This is a genomic window from Pseudomonas beijingensis (assembly GCF_030687295.1).
GTDB classification, from domain to species: domain Bacteria; phylum Pseudomonadota; class Gammaproteobacteria; order Pseudomonadales; family Pseudomonadaceae; genus Aquipseudomonas; species Aquipseudomonas beijingensis.
The window spans coordinates 5,477,333-5,492,081 of record NZ_CP117425.1 but is presented as its reverse complement, the minus strand read 5'-3'; the positions used below and the strand labels follow the sequence as shown (position 1 = coordinate 5,492,081).

The following is a 14,749-nucleotide window of genomic DNA, read 5'->3' as shown; positions in this document are numbered from 1 at the left end:
GGGGCCCCGCCCGGGGTTTTCCCATTGACTATGCTTTGGCCTGAGGCGCTCCTTGCCAGTCAGGTACAGGCAGCGCCAGAATGCCGCTATCTGCCCCGCCTGATGTAAGGAAGCCCGATGCCTGATCCTGTTGCTGCCAGCTTGCGTCTAGCGCCCGAAGCGCTGACCCGTCCGTTTTCCGCTGAACAGTTCAGCTTCTCTACCACCAATGATCTGGAGCCCTTCCGCGGTGTGCTTGGCCAGGAACGTGCGGTCGAAGCCTTGCAGTTCGGCGTGGCCATGCCGCGCCCCGGTTACAACGTCTTTGTCATGGGCGAGCCCGGCACCGGCCGGTTTTCGTTCGTCAAACGTTATCTCAAGGCCGAAGGCAAACGCCTGCAGACCCCGGCGGACTGGGTCTACGTCAATAATTTCGATGAACCTCGCGAACCCCGTGCCCTGGAGCTGCCGTCCGGCACCGCCGGTGCGTTTATCGGTGACATCAACGGTTTGATCGACAACCTGCTGGCGACCTTCCCGGCGGTGTTCGAGCACCCGTCCTACCAGCAGAAAAAAAGCGCCATCGACCGCGCCTTCAACCAGCGCTACGACCGGGCCCTGGATGTGATCGAGCGCCTGGCGCTGGAGAAGGATGTCGCGCTGTACCGTGACAGCAGCAACATCGCCTTCACGCCGATGAGCGAAGGCAAGGCCCTGGACGAGGCGGAATTCGCCCAGTTGCCGGAAGCCGAGCGCGAGCGTTTCCACGAGGACATCTCCGGCCTGGAAGAGCGCTTGAACGAAGAGCTCGCCAGCCTGCCGCAATGGAAGCGCGAGTCCAGCAACCAGCTGCGCCAGCTCAACGAAGAAACCATCACCCTGGCCCTGCAACCGTTGCTGGCGCCGCTGTCGGAAAAGTACGCGGAGAACGCCGCGGTCTGTGGCTACCTGCAAGCCATGCAGGTCTATCTGCTCAAGACCGTGGTCGAGCAACTGGTGGACGACAGCAAGACCGACGCCATCGCCCGCAAACTGCTGGAAGAGCAGTACGCGCCGAGCCTGGTGGTCGGGCATCCATCCAGTGGTGGCGCACCGGTGGTGTTCGAGCCGCACCCGACCTACGACAACCTGTTCGGCCGGATTGAATACAGCACCGACCAGGGCGCGCTCTACACCACGTACCGGCAGTTGCGTCCGGGTGCCTTGCACCGGGCCAATGGTGGCTTCCTGATCCTTGAAGCGGAAAAAATGCTCGGCGAACCGTTCGTATGGGATGCGCTCAAGCGCGCCCTGCAATCGCGCAAGCTGAAGATGGAATCGCCCCTGGGTGAGCTGGGACGCCTGGCCACGGTGACCCTGACGCCGCAACACATCCCGTTGCAGGTCAAGGTCGTGATCATCGGCGCCCGCCAGCTCTATTACGCCTTGCAGGACCTGGACCCGGACTTCCAGGAAATGTTTCGCGTGCTGGTGGATTTCGATGAAGACATCCCGATGGGCGACGAGAGCCTGGAGCAGTTCGCCCAGTTGCTCAAGACCCGCACTTCGGAAGAGGGCATGGCACCGCTGACCGCCGACGCGGTGGCGCGCCTGGCGACCTACAGCGCCCGGCTGGCCGAGCACCAGGGACGCTTGTCGGCGCGTATCGGCGACTTGTTCCAGCTGGTCAGTGAGGCGGATTTCATTCGCCAACTGGCCGGTGACGAGATGACCGACGCCGGCCACATCGAGCGTGCCCTCAAGGCCAAGGCCACCCGTACCGGGCGTGTCTCGGCGCGAATCCTCGACGACATGCTGGCGGGGATCATCCTGATCGACACCGCTGGCGCGGCCGTGGGCAAGTGCAACGGGCTGACAGTGCTGGAGGTCGGCGACTCGGCGTTTGGCGTGCCGGCGCGGATTTCCGCCACGGTGTACCCGGGCGGCAGTGGCATCGTCGACATCGAGCGCGAGGTCAACCTTGGCCAACCGATCCACTCCAAGGGCGTGATGATCCTCACCGGTTACCTGGGCAGTCGTTATGCCCAGGAGTTCCCGCTGGCGATCTCGGCCAGCATCGCCCTGGAACAATCCTACGGTTACGTGGATGGTGACAGTGCGTCCCTGGGCGAGGCGTGTACGCTGATCTCGGCCCTGTCGAAGACGCCGTTGAAGCAGTGCTTTGCCATCACCGGCTCGATCAACCAGTTCGGCGAAGTGCAGGCGGTGGGCGGGGTCAACGAGAAGATCGAAGGCTTTTTCCGTCTCTGCGAAGCCCGCGGGTTGACCGGTGAGCAGGGGGCGATCATTCCCCAGGCCAACGTCGCGACCCTGATGCTTGACGAGAAAGTGCTGGCCGCCGTTCGCGCCGGGCAGTTTCACGTCTACGCGGTGCGCCAGGCCGACGAAGCCCTGAGCCTGCTGGTGGGCGAGCCTGCCGGCGAGCCGGATGAAAACGGCGAGTTCCCGGAGGGCAGCGTCAACGCCCGGGTGGTGGAACGGCTGCGGGTAATCGCGGAAATGATCAGCGAAGACGACATCAAGGAAGCGGAAAAGGAACTGGCGCAGCAAGCCTTGGCGGAGGCCAAGCCGGCTTGATGTTTTTCTGACCGCCGCAAGCCCCCTGTAGGAGCGGGCCTGCGGCAAAACAGCCTATGGGAAAACAGCCTGTGGGAGCAAAGCTTGCTCGCGATAACGGTTATCCAATCAACAGAAGTGTTGCATGTGACAACCCCATCGCGAGCAAGCTTTACTCCCACAGGCTTGCTCTCACAATCAATGTTTTGTGGATTAATGCTAAAAAGTGCCACCACTTTGGCGTCAATATTCACACTATGACCGCTCGGCGTATTCTGGTCTCGGAAACCCGTGGGGCCGGAACTTTTCTTCTATCCTCAGCTCAAGGATAACGAGAGTCATCATTGGATCGAAACAGCCTCCTCCCGAGGCTGAATACCGGATCTACCGAGGGGCGCCGCCATGTCGCGCAACCTTTGCCTCACTCGTCAATGCCTGGGCCTTGTCACCCGTATCGAATGCGCCATCCGCCCCCTGGCGGGAGATACCGGTATGTGGACCTTGCTCTTCGCCGCCGGAATGGCTGGCGAACAACCCTCCGCCATCAAGGCGCAAGGGCCATTTCCCGGCCCGACTGCCGCCGAATCCATCCTCGATACCATTGTGCAAAGCCTGACCCTGCACGGCTATGAGCTGGCCGACGACCCGCAGATCTGGTCCTTGCACATGCAGGCCCAACTGCGTGAAATCAATGGAGGCCGTTGTCGCAATGTCGGCGGCTTCGAGTTTCGTCCGCTGCATTGAAAGCCATCACCGTATGGATACTTGCGGAAAAATTTTGACACATGAGCGGGGGCCAGGGATGGCCCCGGCATTTGTGGGGCAGGTCGTGGCTGATATACTCGCCGCGATTTTTCAGCCCAGGTGTGAGATTCAATGGAACGCTTTATCGAAAACGCAATGTACGCCTCCCGTTGGCTGCTGGCGCCGATCTACTTCGGGCTGTCCTTGGGCCTGCTGGCCTTGGCACTGAAATTCTTCCAGGAAGTCTTTCACATCATCCCCAATGTGTTTGCCATGGCCGAGTCCGAGCTGATCCTGGTACTGCTGTCGCTGATCGACATGGCGCTGGTGGGCGGCTTGCTGGTGATGGTGATGATTTCCGGCTACGAGAACTTCGTTTCGCAACTGGACATCGACTCCGACAAGGAAAAGCTCAACTGGCTGGGCACCATGGACTCTTCATCGCTGAAGATGAAAGTCGCCGCCTCGATCGTGGCCATTTCCTCCATCCACCTGCTGCGCATCTTCATGGACGCCAAGAACGTCGATCCCGAGCACCTGATGTGGTACGTGATCATCCACATGACCTTCGTGGTCTCGGCCTTTGCCATGGGTTACCTGGACAAGCTGACCAAGCACTGAGGCCCGTTCATCGCACTGGCGCAACGCCCGCCTGGCGAACTGCAGGCGGGCGTTGTCGTTTCTGGCGGGTTGCTTTGACGTGAGGGCTCGTCACCCGCCGTGGCATCTGTGCTAGTCTGCTCGCCCTTTTGGTTCCGGGCGCTCCGGGAGGCGCTGTGTCACGCACGGCAACTCTCGAGCCGTCCGCACAGCGGAGCAGCATCATGTCCGAAGTTAACCTGTCCACCGACGAAACCCGCGTCAGCTACGGCATTGGCCGTCAGTTGGGCGACCAACTGCGCGACAACCCACCACCGGGTGTCAGCCTGGACGCGATCCTGGCCGGCCTGACCGACGCGTTCGCCGGCAAGCCAAGCCGCGTGGGCCAGGACGAGATGTCCGCCAGCTTCAAGGTCATTCGTGAAATCATGCAAGCGGAAGCCGCCGCCAAGGCTGAAGCCGCTGCTGGCGAAGGCCGTGCGTTCCTGGCGGAAAACGCCAAGCGTGACGGCATCACCACCCTGGCTTCCGGCCTGCAATTCGAAGTGCTGACCCAGGGTGAAGGCGCCAAGCCGACCCGTGAAGACCAGGTACGTACCCACTACCACGGCACCCTGATCGACGGCACTGTGTTCGACAGCTCCTACGATCGCGGCCAGCCAGCTGAATTCCCGGTAGGCGGCGTGATCCCAGGCTGGACCGAAGCACTGCAACTGATGAATGCCGGCAGCAAATGGCGCCTCTACGTGCCGAGCGAACTGGCTTACGGCGCTCAAGGCGTTGGCAGCATTCCACCGCACAGCGTGCTGGTGTTTGACGTCGAGCTGTTGGACGTACTGTAAGACCCTGTCCTGTCCGGTTTTACCACCGGACAAAAACTGTGGGAGCGAGCTTGCTCGCGATGGCGGTGTGTCAGTAACGAAAATGTCGACTGATTGACCGCCATCGCGAGCGAGCTCGCTCCCACAGGTTATTTGTGCTCATCCGTGAAACCTGCCGCTGAAATCCCCCGTAGGGCGCAACGCCCGGGCATAGCAAAACAGGAACAGATTGCGCACCAGTTCCTTGAGCACCAGCGGCTCACTGGAATTGAGGCTGTTGAGGTCCAGGTCTCCTTGGTCCTGCAGCTCGTTCAAGGCTTCTTCTTCAAGCACTGCACAGACTTCCCCGGTTTCCCGATGCAGGATCCTGAGGTAGGGATGTGGGCGGTCCAGCCAGGCATCGATCAAATAAGTCATGGTTCTCATCTCCTTGATGGGGTTCGATGAGAATAATTCTTATTCGCTAAATAGCAAGTCTCTATTGGCGTTGCGATTGTTTTTCTGACGATGGGTTGTGGTAGCTCAGGATGGCTGAGACTTGATTGGCGCCCGGGAAGTGGGGCTGAAGCGGGGAGGGTGAAGCTCCATCCCACGCGGGAGGCATGGGATGGAATACAGCAGAATCAGACTTTTCTGACGAACTCGGATTTGAGTTTCATCGGGCCGATGCCGTCGATCTTGCAGTCGATGTCGTGGTCGCCATCGCACAGGCGGATGTTCTTGACCTTGGTGCCGACCTTGACCACCAGCGACGTGCCCTTGACCTTGAGGTCCTTGATCACGGTGATGGTGTCGCCGTCCTGCAGGACGTTGCCGACCGAATCTTTCTTCACGGTGTCATCGGACGCCACTTCAACTTCGCCGCTGGCGGACCATTCGTGGGCACACTCCGGGCAGACCAGTTGGGTGCCGTCTTCGTAAGTGTATTCGGAATTGCATTTTGGGCAGGGAGGCAACGTGCTCACTAAGGTTCCTTGGGTATCAGGAGGGCAAAAGGGCGCACATTATATAGGGTTTTGTTGCGAAAGAGGGACGGTACTGCGTTCGGAGATCCTATGGCGAGGGGATTTGTGGGAGCAAGGCTTGCCCGCGATGGCGACGATGCGGTCCTTCAGAAACCGAGTCGCCGGTTTTGCGGGCAAGCCTTGCTTCCACACAAGCCTTGCTCCCACAAAAAGCCCTTGTGGATCAGTGAGTACGGGCCACCGCAAACTCGCTCAACTCCACCAGCGCATCGCGGTACTCGCTGGCCGGCAGGGCATCGAGGCATTTGATCGCGCGGGCGACGTAGTCGCGGGCCAGGTTCGCGGTGTACTCCAGCGAGCCGGAGGCTTCGACCGCGACACGGATGCTTTCCAGGTCTTCGATCCCGCCTTTCTGGATCGCCTGGCGCACCAGTGCTGCCTGTTCCGGCGTGCCTTCGCGCATGGTGTAGATCAGCGGCAGGGTCGGCTTGCCTTCGGCCAGGTCGTCACCGACGTTCTTGCCCAGGGTCTCGGCGTCGCCCTTGTAGTCGAGTAGGTCGTCCACCAACTGGAAGGCCACGCCCAGGTGGTCGCCGAAGGTGCGCAGCGCTTCGCTCTGCTCGGCGCTGGCGCCGGCCAGGGCTGCGGCGCTGTGGGTCGAGGCTTCGAAGAGCATCGCGGTCTTGCCGCGGATGACTTCCATGTAGGTTTCTTCGGTGGTGCTGGCATCGCGCACCTTGGACAACTGCAGCACTTCGCCTTCGGCGATGATGCGCGTGGCCTGGGACAGGATCTTCATCACCGGCATCGAGCCCAGTTCGACCATCATTTCGAACGAGCGCGAATACAGGAAGTCACCCACCAGCACGCTGGGGGCATTGCCCCACATGGCATTGGCGGTCGAGCGGCCACGGCGCATGCCGGACATGTCGACCACGTCGTCGTGCAGCAGGGTCGCGGTGTGCAGGAATTCGATGGTGGCGGCCAGCAGGCGCATGTCGTCGCCTTCACGACCCAGGGCCTTGCCACACAACAGCACCAATAAAGGACGCAGGCGTTTACCACCGGCCGACGTGATGTAGTCGCCGATTTTCGATACCAGTGGCACTCGGGAAGTCAGCTGCTTCTTGATGATGCCGTCGACGGCGCTAAAATCGTCCGCCACCGCGCGGTAGAAAGCTTGGGGTTGCATCAGCGACAGGTGCTCCAGAAGGGTTGCGCGGCATGCTAGGACCCCCACCCAGGCCTGTCAAGGCGCGATGGACGGCTACTTGCAAGGCTGTTGCGGCTTGCGTACAATCGCGCACCCTGAACTTCCTGGGCAGCACCTGCCTTACGCAATTGCATCCGGGCCTTCCAGCCCATGCAGCCATGCCAGCCAATACCTCTTCTTATAAAGCGCTGGGTGAGCAGGATTATCGGAGAAATACCATGTCGTACGCAGTAATTGTTACTGGTGGCAAGCAATACAAGGTCGCCCCAGGTGAATACCTGAAGATCGAAAAACTGGAAATCGCTACCGGCGAATCCGTGACTTTTGATCGCGTTCTGTTGGTCGCCAATGGCGATGACGTGAATATCGGCGCTCCAGTCGTTGCTGGCGCTACCGTTGTGGCTGAAGTGATCTCCCAAGGTCGTCACGATAAAGTCCGCATCATCAAGTTCCGTCGTCGTAAGCACCACATGAAGCGTATGGGCCACCGCCAGTGGTACACCGAGATCAAAATCACCGGTATTCAGGCTTAATTTCAGCCTAATTCCTCACTAGGAGAATTGAACTCATGGCACACAAAAAAGCTGGTGGTAGTACCCGTAACGGTCGCGACTCAGAAGCCAAACGCCTTGGCGTGAAGATGTATGGCGGCCAGAAAATCATTCCGGGCAACATCATCGTGCGTCAGCGCGGCACCCAATTCCACGCCGGTTACGGTGTTGGCATGGGTAAGGATCACACCCTCTTCGCGAAAATCGAAGGCGTGATCAAGTTTGAAGTAAAGGGCGCGTTCAACCGCCGTTACGTGAGCGTTGTCGCAGCTTAATTGCGAGATCGCTGGAAAAGCCCTGTCTTGCGACGGGGCTTTTTCGTTTGTGGGGTGAGTCTCTTGCAAAACTGTTTGTATGGGCTGTCGGCGCTGCGGTTGGGGCGTGTCATCAGGTCGCTGCGCTCATTTTTGCAAGAGTCTTATGTCTTGTTTTTTTGGCTCGTCCGTATGGCGAGAGGCGTGTGTCATGAAGTTTGTTGATGAAGTATCGATTCGAGTGAAGGCCGGTGACGGCGGCAATGGCTGCATGAGTTTCCGTCGGGAAAAGTTCATTGAAAACGGTGGTCCGAACGGTGGTGACGGGGGCGACGGTGGCTCGATCTACATGCTCGCCGACGAAAACCTCAACACCTTGGTGGACTACCGTTACACCCGGCACTTCGATGCCGAGCGTGGCTCCAACGGTGGCAGCACCGACTGCACCGGCAAGAAGGGCGAAGACCTGATCCTGCGTGTGCCAGTCGGCACCACGGTGATCGATTCCGCCACCCAGGAAGTGATTGGCGACCTGACCAAGGCTGGCCAGCGTCTGCTGGTCGCCCATGGCGGCTGGCACGGCCTGGGCAACACCCGTTTCAAATCCAGTACCAACCGTGCGCCGCGCCAGACCACGCCAGGCAAGCCCGGCGAGCAGCGCGACCTGAAGCTGGAAATGAAAGTGCTGGCTGACGTGGGTCTGCTGGGTCTGCCGAACGCCGGTAAAAGCACCTTCATTCGCTCGGTGTCGGCGGCCAAGCCGAAAGTGGCTGATTACCCGTTTACCACCCTGGTGCCGAACCTGGGCGTGGTCAGCGTCGACCGCTGGAAGAGTTTCGTGATCGCCGACATTCCAGGGTTGATCGAAGGCGCTTCCGAGGGCGCGGGCCTGGGGATTCGTTTCCTCAAGCATTTGTCTCGCACCCGTCTGTTGCTGCACCTCGTCGACATGGCGCCGCTGGATGAAACCGATGCCGCTGATGCCGCCGAAGTCATTGTCAATGAGCTGACCAAGTTCAGCCCGGCCCTGGCCGAGCGTGATCGCTGGCTGGTGCTGAACAAGTGCGACCAGATCCTCGAAGAAGAGCATGAGGAGCGGGTCAAGGAAATCGTCGACCGCCTGGAGTGGGAAGGTCCGGTCTATGTGATCTCGGCCATCGCCAAGGAAAACACCGAGCGCCTGTGCCACGACATCATGCGTTACCTGGAAGATCGCGCTGATCGCCTGGCCAACGATCCGGCCTACAAGGAAGAACTGGCCGAGCTTGACCAGCGCATCGAAGACGAGGCCCGTGCCCAGTTGCAGGCGCTGGACGATCAGCGTGCCCTGCGTCGCAGTGGCGTGAAGTCGGTCCATGACATCGGTGACGACGATTGGGATGAGGAAGATGTGGATGACGAAGACGGTCCGGAAATCATCTACGTTCGCGACTGATCGTGTGCTGATGCCGCTCAGCTGAAGCCAGGACCTATGTGAGCGAATCCGTGGGAGCAAAGCTTGCTCGCGATAGCGGTTTGCAGCCAGCAAAGGTGTTGGATGTGACGAGGCCATCGCGAGCAAGCTTTGCTCCCACAGGCTCACTCCCTCAAGGATTCTTGGGGACGGGTTTAACTGGTCCTGCGCAGTGTTATCATCGCCGGCAAGCCGGTTTCCAAGGCGCCGCTCATTCGAGCGGCGTTTTGGTATCTGTAAAACGCAAATACGAATAATCCCATGGGCGGCGCTGGGTCGCGTCGTCCGCTGGCAAAGGTTGAAGATGATGCGGAGCAAGGTGACGGGTGCGCAGCGCTGGGTCGTGAAGATCGGTAGCGCACTGCTGACAGCGGATGGCAAGGGCCTGGATCGCCAGGCAATGGCGGTGTGGGTCGAGCAGATGGTGGCCTTGCATGAGGCTGGCGTCGAGCTGGTATTGGTCTCTTCCGGCGCTGTGGCTGCCGGTATGAGCCGCCTGGGCTGGACGTCGCGACCCAGCGCGATGCACGAGTTGCAGGCCGCTGCCGCCATCGGCCAGATGGGCCTGGTGCAGGCTTGGGAATCAAGCTTTGCCGAGCACGGTCGCCATACGGCGCAGATCCTGCTGACCCACGACGACCTGTCCGACCGCAAGCGTTACCTCAATGCCCGCAGTACCTTGCGGGCGTTGGTCGAGCTGAAAGTCATCCCGGTGATCAACGAGAACGATACGGTGGTCACCGACGAGATCCGTTTCGGCGACAACGACACCCTGGCCGCGCTGGTGGCGAACCTGGTGGAGGCGGACCTGCTGGTGATCCTCACGGATCGCGACGGCATGTTCAACGCCGATCCGCGCAATAACCCCGATGCGAAGCTGATCTATGAAGCCCGTGCCGACGATCCGGCGCTGGATGCGGTGGCGGGCGGCACGGGCGGTGCGCTGGGCCGTGGCGGCATGCAGACCAAATTGCGTGCCGCCCGTTTGGCGGCGCGCTCCGGAGCTCACACCATCATTGTCGGCGGTCGGCTGGAGCGGGTGTTGGATCGTCTGAAGTCGGGCGAACGCATTGGCACTTTGCTCTCCCCGGAACGCGGCATGCTGGCGGCGCGCAAGCAGTGGCTGGCCGGGCACCTGCAAACCCGTGGCACTCTGGTGCTGGACGCTGGCGCCGTGTCGGCCTTGTCCCAAGGCAACAAGAGCCTGCTGCCGGTGGGCGTGAAGCTGGTCCAGGGCAGTTTCCGTCGGGGCGAAATGGTGGTGTGCGTGGCGCCGGACGGTCGCGAGATCGCCCGTGGCCTGGCCAACTACAGCGCGCTGGAAGCGCAGAAAATCATTGGTCAGTCGTCTGATGCGATTGTTGGTCTGTTGGGTTACATGGCGGAGCCCGAACTGGTCCACCGTGACAACCTTATCCTCGTCTAAGGAAAAATCATGGGTTTGGCAAAAGGATTGATCGGCTTGCTGCTGGCAGTGCCGCTGTTGGCTTCGGCCGAGGAAATCGGCCAGGTGTCGACCGTGTTCAAGTTCGTCGGGCCCAATGACCGGATTGTGGTCGAGGCGTTCGACGATCCCAAGGTGGAGGGCGTGACCTGTTACCTGTCGCGGGCCAAGACCGGCGGTGTAAAAGGCGGTCTGGGTCTGGCCGAGGATCGCGCCGAGGCGTCCATCGCCTGTCGCCAGGTCGGGCCCATCAGCTTCAAGGGGGAGCTCAAGGACGGCGAAGAGGTGTTCCGCGAGCGCACTTCGTTGGTGTTCAAGACCATGCAGGTGGTGCGGTTCCTCGACAAGAAACGCAATACGCTGGTGTACCTGGTCTACAGCGATCGCGTGATCGAGGGCAGTCCGCAGAATGCGGTGACGGCCATTCCGATCTTGCCTTGGCGTTAACTGTCGAATGACGGGCGGGCCGATCGGCTCGCTTTTTTAATCTCCATGGATGTTGTTATGCCAATGGTCAGATCGACAGATCCAGGTGTGGGAGCGAGCTTGCTCGCGATGACGGCAATGCAGTCGCCATCTCCATCATCTGGCCCACCGCTATCGCGAGCAAGCTCGCTCCCACAGGGGAATTAGGGTGGGTACGGAAATTTATGCCCGCTGAATATCCAGTGTGGGAGCGAGCTTGCTCGCGATGACGGCAATGCAGTCGCCATCTCCATCGTCTGACCCACCGCTATCGCGAGCAAGCTCGCTCCCACAGAGGGGATTTATGGTGGGCACAAAATTCATTTCCGCTGAATATCCAGTGTGGGAGCGAGCTTGCTCGCGATGACGGCAGTGCAGTCGCCATCTCCATCGTCTGACCCACCGCTATCGCGAGCAAGCTCGCTCCCACAGGGGGATTTATGGTGGGCACAAAATTCATGCCCGCTGAATATCCAGTGTGGGAGGGAGCTGGTTAGGGGTAAATCGCAGGCAATAAAAAACCGACCCTGAGGTCGGTTTTTTAACGAGCGCGTCGCTTAGGCAGCAGCGGCAACGTTCAGGGCCTTTACGTGGCCATTCAAACGGCTCTTATGGCGAGCAGCCTTGTTCTTGTGGATGATGCCTTTATCGGCCATACGGTCGATAACTGGCACAGCCAGAACGTAAGCAGCTTGAGCTTTTTCAGCGTCTTTTGCGTCGATGGCCTTAACTACGTTCTTGATGTAGGTACGGACCATGGAACGCAGGCTGGCGTTGTGGCTGCGACGCTTCTCAGCCTGTTTTGCACGTTTTTTGGCGGAAGGTGTGTTGGCCACCGTCGAGCTCCTCGAAAGACTTTTTGGGAAATAGCAAACAAAATAGGCCGCGAATCATGCCGATGAGTTGAAGTCTTGTCAAGGGCGGGTGACGCGTTCCGCTGAATGGCAGGTGCTGCGCACCGAAGGATTTCTTTCCGGCGTGCGACCTGTAAACTCGCGGGCTTTGGCTCTGCACTGTTTAGCGGCGCGGAGTATCGCACAAGTGGGCGCGTTGTTCGCCTGCTGTTTATCGACAGGCAAAAACTCTTTTCATGAATCTGCTCAAATCGTTGGCCGCCGTCAGCTCTATCACGATGCTTTCCCGCATCCTGGGGTTCGTTCGCGATACGCTTATCGCACGGATATTCGGTGCCGGGATGGCGACGGACGCCTTCTTCATCGCCTTCAAGCTGCCCAACCTGTTGCGACGGATCTTTGCCGAAGGGGCCTTCTCCCAGGCCTTCGTGCCGATCCTGGCGGAATATAAAAGCCAGAAAGGCGACGAGGCGACCCGCACATTCATTGCCTACGTCACCGGTCTGCTGACCTTGGTGCTGGCGCTGGTCACGGCCGCCGGCATGCTTGCCGCGCCATGGGTGATCTGGGCCACCGCGCCGGGCTTCACCGACACCCCGGAAAAATTCCAGCTCACCTCCGACCTGCTGCGAGTAACCTTTCCTTATATATTGCTGATTTCTCTGTCGTCCCTGGCCGGGGCGATCCTCAATACCTGGAACCGCTTTTCCGTGCCGGCCTTTGTGCCGACCCTGCTCAACGTCAGCATGATCGTTTTCGCCGTGTTCCTGACACCGTACTTCGACCCGCCGGTGATGGCCCTGGGCTGGGCGGTGCTGGTGGGTGGCCTGGCGCAGTTGCTCTATCAACTGCCGCACTTGAAAAAGATCGGCATGCTGGTGCTGCCACGGTTGAACCTGCGCGACAGCGGCGTGTGGCGGGTGATGAAGCAGATGCTGCCGGCGATCCTGGGGGTGTCGGTGAGCCAGATTTCCCTGATCATCAACACCATCTTTGCCTCGTTCCTGGTGGCCGGCTCGGTGTCGTGGATGTACTACGCCGACCGCCTGATGGAATTGCCGTCCGGCGTGCTGGGCGTGGCCCTGGGCACGATCCTGCTGCCAACCCTGGCCAAGACCTACGCCAGCCAGGACCGCCACGAATACTCGCGGATTCTCGATTGGGGTCTGCGCCTGTGTTTCGTGCTGGTGTTGCCGTGCGCCCTGGCGCTGGGGATTCTCGCCGAGCCGCTGACGGTCTCGCTGTTCCAGTACGGCCAATTCAATGCCTTCGATGCCTTGATGACCCAGCGGGCACTGATCGCTTATTCGGTGGGCTTGCTCGGGATCATTGTGATCAAGGTGCTGGCGCCAGGGTTCTACGCCCAACAGAACATTCGAACGCCAGTGAAGATCGCCATTTTCACCTTGGTGATGACCCAGTTGTTCAACCTGCTGCTCATCGGCCCGTTGGCCCACGCCGGCCTGGCCTTGGCGATCAGCGCCGGCGCCTGCCTCAACGCCGGGTTGCTGTTTTACCAGTTGCGCAAGCAGAAGATGTATCAACCGCAGCCGGGCTGGGGCAAGTTCGGCCTCAAGCTGCTGGTCGCTGTGGCTGTGATGTCGGCGGTGTTGCTGGGGGCGATGCATTTCATGCCGGCCTGGGGCGAAGGGCAGATGCTCGAGCGTTTCCTTCGCCTGGGCGCGCTGGTGGTGGCCGGTGTGGTGGCGTATTTCGGCATGTTGCTGCTGATGGGGTTCCGTCTGCGCGACTTCAATCGCAAGGCCTTGGGCTGAGGACGGGACCTTGATAATCCCGGGCCGGGCAGCGGTTTTGTCGGTTCGATCACTTTGGGGTGCGGTGTTGCCTGTCGTCGGCCGCCGGGTGTGGTTATAATCGGCCACTTTATGAGCAAGAAGCGCGTTATGCAGCTGGTTCGAGGCCTCCACAACCTGCGCCCCCAGCATCGGGGCTGTGTCGCCACTATTGGCAACTTTGACGGTGTTCACCGTGGCCACCAGGCTATCCTGGCGCGACTGCGCGAGCGTGCGCTGGAGTTGGGCGTGCCCAGCTGCGTGGTGATTTTCGAGCCGCAGCCGCGGGAATTTTTCGCCCCGGACACCGCTCCGGCCCGTCTGGCCCGCTTGCGGGACAAGCTGCAATTGCTGGCCGCCGAAGGCGTCGACAGGGTCCTGTGCCTGGCCTTCAACCAGCGCCTGAGCAAGCTCAGCGCCGCCGAGTTCGTCGATACCATCCTGGTGGACGGTCTCGATGTGAAGCATCTGGAAGTCGGCGATGATTTCCGTTTCGGTTGCGACCGGTCCGGGGATTTCGATTACCTGCAACAGGCCGGTATCGCCCAAGGGTTCACCGTCGAAGCGGCGCAGACCGTCGAGATGGACGGCTTGCGCGTCAGCAGCACCCAGGTCCGCAATGCCCTGGCGGCGGCCGACTTCGAATTGGCCGAGCGCTTGCTCGGCCGGCCGTACCGGATTGCCGGGCGGATCCTGCACGGGCAGAAACTGGCGCGCCAATTGGGCACGCCGACGGCCAACGTGCAGCTCAAGCGTCGTCGTGTGCCGCTGACCGGGGTGTTCCTGGTGAGTGTCGAGATCGACGGCAAGACCTGGCCCGGTGTCGCCAACATCGGCGTGCGACCCACGGTCCAGGGCGATGGCAAGGCCCACCTTGAAGTACATGTTCTGGATTTTGCCGGCGATCTGTATGACCGGCGTTTGACGGTGGTTTTCCACCATAAGCTGCGTGAAGAGCAGCGTTTTGCCTCTCTGGAGGCGCTCAAGACGGCGATCCATGCAGATATCGCCGCCGCCCGTGCCCTTGTCGCAACCAGCGCCAATCGCTAATGAAGAG

Annotated in this window: 15 protein-coding genes; 11 read left to right on the top strand and 4 right to left on the bottom strand. The window is 60.5% G+C overall.

What is annotated here, in order from left to right:
* Nucleotides 1–117: 117 nt before the first annotated feature.
* The 4 genes from PSH84_RS24375 (at nt 118) to bamJ (ending at nt 4,721) form a co-directional block, all read left to right on the top strand.
* On the top strand, nt 118–2,556 hold the full coding sequence (locus PSH84_RS24375) for a Lon protease family protein (RefSeq protein WP_060740549.1): 2,439 nt from the start codon (nt 118–120) through the stop codon (nt 2,554–2,556).
* A gap of 381 nt (nt 2,557–2,937) precedes the next feature.
* On the top strand, nt 2,938–3,279 hold the full coding sequence (locus PSH84_RS24370) for a PA4575 family protein (RefSeq protein ID WP_013694243.1): 342 nt from the start codon (nt 2,938–2,940) through the stop codon (nt 3,277–3,279).
* Between the two features lie 132 nt (nt 3,280–3,411).
* Nucleotides 3,412–3,900 (top strand): TIGR00645 family protein, encoded by a 489-nt coding sequence (locus PSH84_RS24365; RefSeq protein ID WP_047230159.1) that lies wholly within the window; start codon nt 3,412–3,414, stop codon nt 3,898–3,900.
* A gap of 203 nt (nt 3,901–4,103) precedes the next feature.
* Nucleotides 4,104–4,721: a BamJ family beta-barrel-assembly machinery protein gene (bamJ, locus tag PSH84_RS24360; RefSeq protein WP_122564948.1), complete on the top strand. Its 618-nt coding sequence runs from the start codon at nt 4,104–4,106 to the stop codon at nt 4,719–4,721.
* Nucleotides 4,722–4,859: 138 nt separating this feature from the next.
* On the opposite strand, the gene PSH84_RS24355 is transcribed toward bamJ, so the two are convergent.
* From PSH84_RS24355 to PSH84_RS24345, 3 genes are all read right to left on the bottom strand, one after another.
* A complete protein-coding gene (locus PSH84_RS24355) occupies nt 4,860–5,117 on the bottom strand; it encodes a PA4570 family protein (RefSeq protein WP_003205743.1) in 258 nt (85 codons plus the stop codon).
* A gap of 206 nt (nt 5,118–5,323) precedes the next feature.
* Entirely contained in the window at nt 5,324–5,665 is a 342-nt protein-coding gene (locus tag PSH84_RS24350) for a zinc ribbon domain-containing protein YjdM (protein WP_122564946.1), read from the bottom strand.
* Nucleotides 5,666–5,888: 223 nt separating this feature from the next.
* Nucleotides 5,889–6,857: a polyprenyl synthetase family protein gene (locus PSH84_RS24345; RefSeq protein WP_122564945.1), complete on the bottom strand. Its 969-nt coding sequence runs from the start codon at nt 6,855–6,857 to the stop codon at nt 5,889–5,891.
* Between the two features lie 239 nt (nt 6,858–7,096).
* Here PSH84_RS24345 and rplU point away from each other — a divergent pair, with 239 nt between their 5' ends.
* From rplU to PSH84_RS24320, 5 genes are all read left to right on the top strand, one after another.
* Nucleotides 7,097–7,411, top strand: a complete 315-nt coding sequence (rplU, locus tag PSH84_RS24340) for a 50S ribosomal protein L21 (RefSeq protein WP_003176051.1) — start codon at nt 7,097–7,099, stop codon at nt 7,409–7,411.
* 35 nt (nt 7,412–7,446) lie between these two features.
* The gene (gene rpmA, locus PSH84_RS24335; RefSeq protein WP_003176049.1) at nt 7,447–7,704 is read left to right on the top strand and encodes a 50S ribosomal protein L27; all 258 of its coding nucleotides are present in this window, start codon (nt 7,447–7,449) and stop codon (nt 7,702–7,704) included.
* Nucleotides 7,705–7,894: 190 nt separating this feature from the next.
* Nucleotides 7,895–9,118 (top strand): Obg family GTPase CgtA, encoded by a 1,224-nt coding sequence (cgtA, locus tag PSH84_RS24330; RefSeq protein ID WP_122564944.1) that lies wholly within the window; start codon nt 7,895–7,897, stop codon nt 9,116–9,118.
* Nucleotides 9,119–9,443: 325 nt separating this feature from the next.
* Nucleotides 9,444–10,562 (top strand): glutamate 5-kinase, encoded by a 1,119-nt coding sequence (gene proB / locus PSH84_RS24325; RefSeq protein WP_122564943.1) that lies wholly within the window; start codon nt 9,444–9,446, stop codon nt 10,560–10,562.
* 9 nt (nt 10,563–10,571) lie between these two features.
* The gene (locus PSH84_RS24320; protein WP_122564942.1) at nt 10,572–11,027 is read left to right on the top strand and encodes a CreA family protein; all 456 of its coding nucleotides are present in this window, start codon (nt 10,572–10,574) and stop codon (nt 11,025–11,027) included.
* A gap of 575 nt (nt 11,028–11,602) precedes the next feature.
* Here the strand turns inward: PSH84_RS24320 and rpsT are convergent.
* A complete protein-coding gene (gene rpsT / locus PSH84_RS24315; RefSeq protein WP_003185593.1) occupies nt 11,603–11,881 on the bottom strand; it encodes a 30S ribosomal protein S20 in 279 nt (92 codons plus the stop codon).
* A gap of 254 nt (nt 11,882–12,135) precedes the next feature.
* Between rpsT and murJ the strand changes: the two genes are divergently transcribed.
* Together murJ and ribF are read left to right on the top strand one after the other, a co-directional pair.
* Nucleotides 12,136–13,674, top strand: coding sequence for a murein biosynthesis integral membrane protein MurJ (gene murJ, locus PSH84_RS24310; RefSeq protein ID WP_305481925.1), 1,539 nt, complete (start codon nt 12,136–12,138; stop codon nt 13,672–13,674).
* Nucleotides 13,675–13,803: 129 nt separating this feature from the next.
* On the top strand, nt 13,804–14,742 hold the full coding sequence (gene ribF, locus PSH84_RS24305; RefSeq protein WP_053125376.1) for a bifunctional riboflavin kinase/FAD synthetase: 939 nt from the start codon (nt 13,804–13,806) through the stop codon (nt 14,740–14,742).
* Nucleotides 14,743–14,749 lie beyond the last annotated feature (7 nt).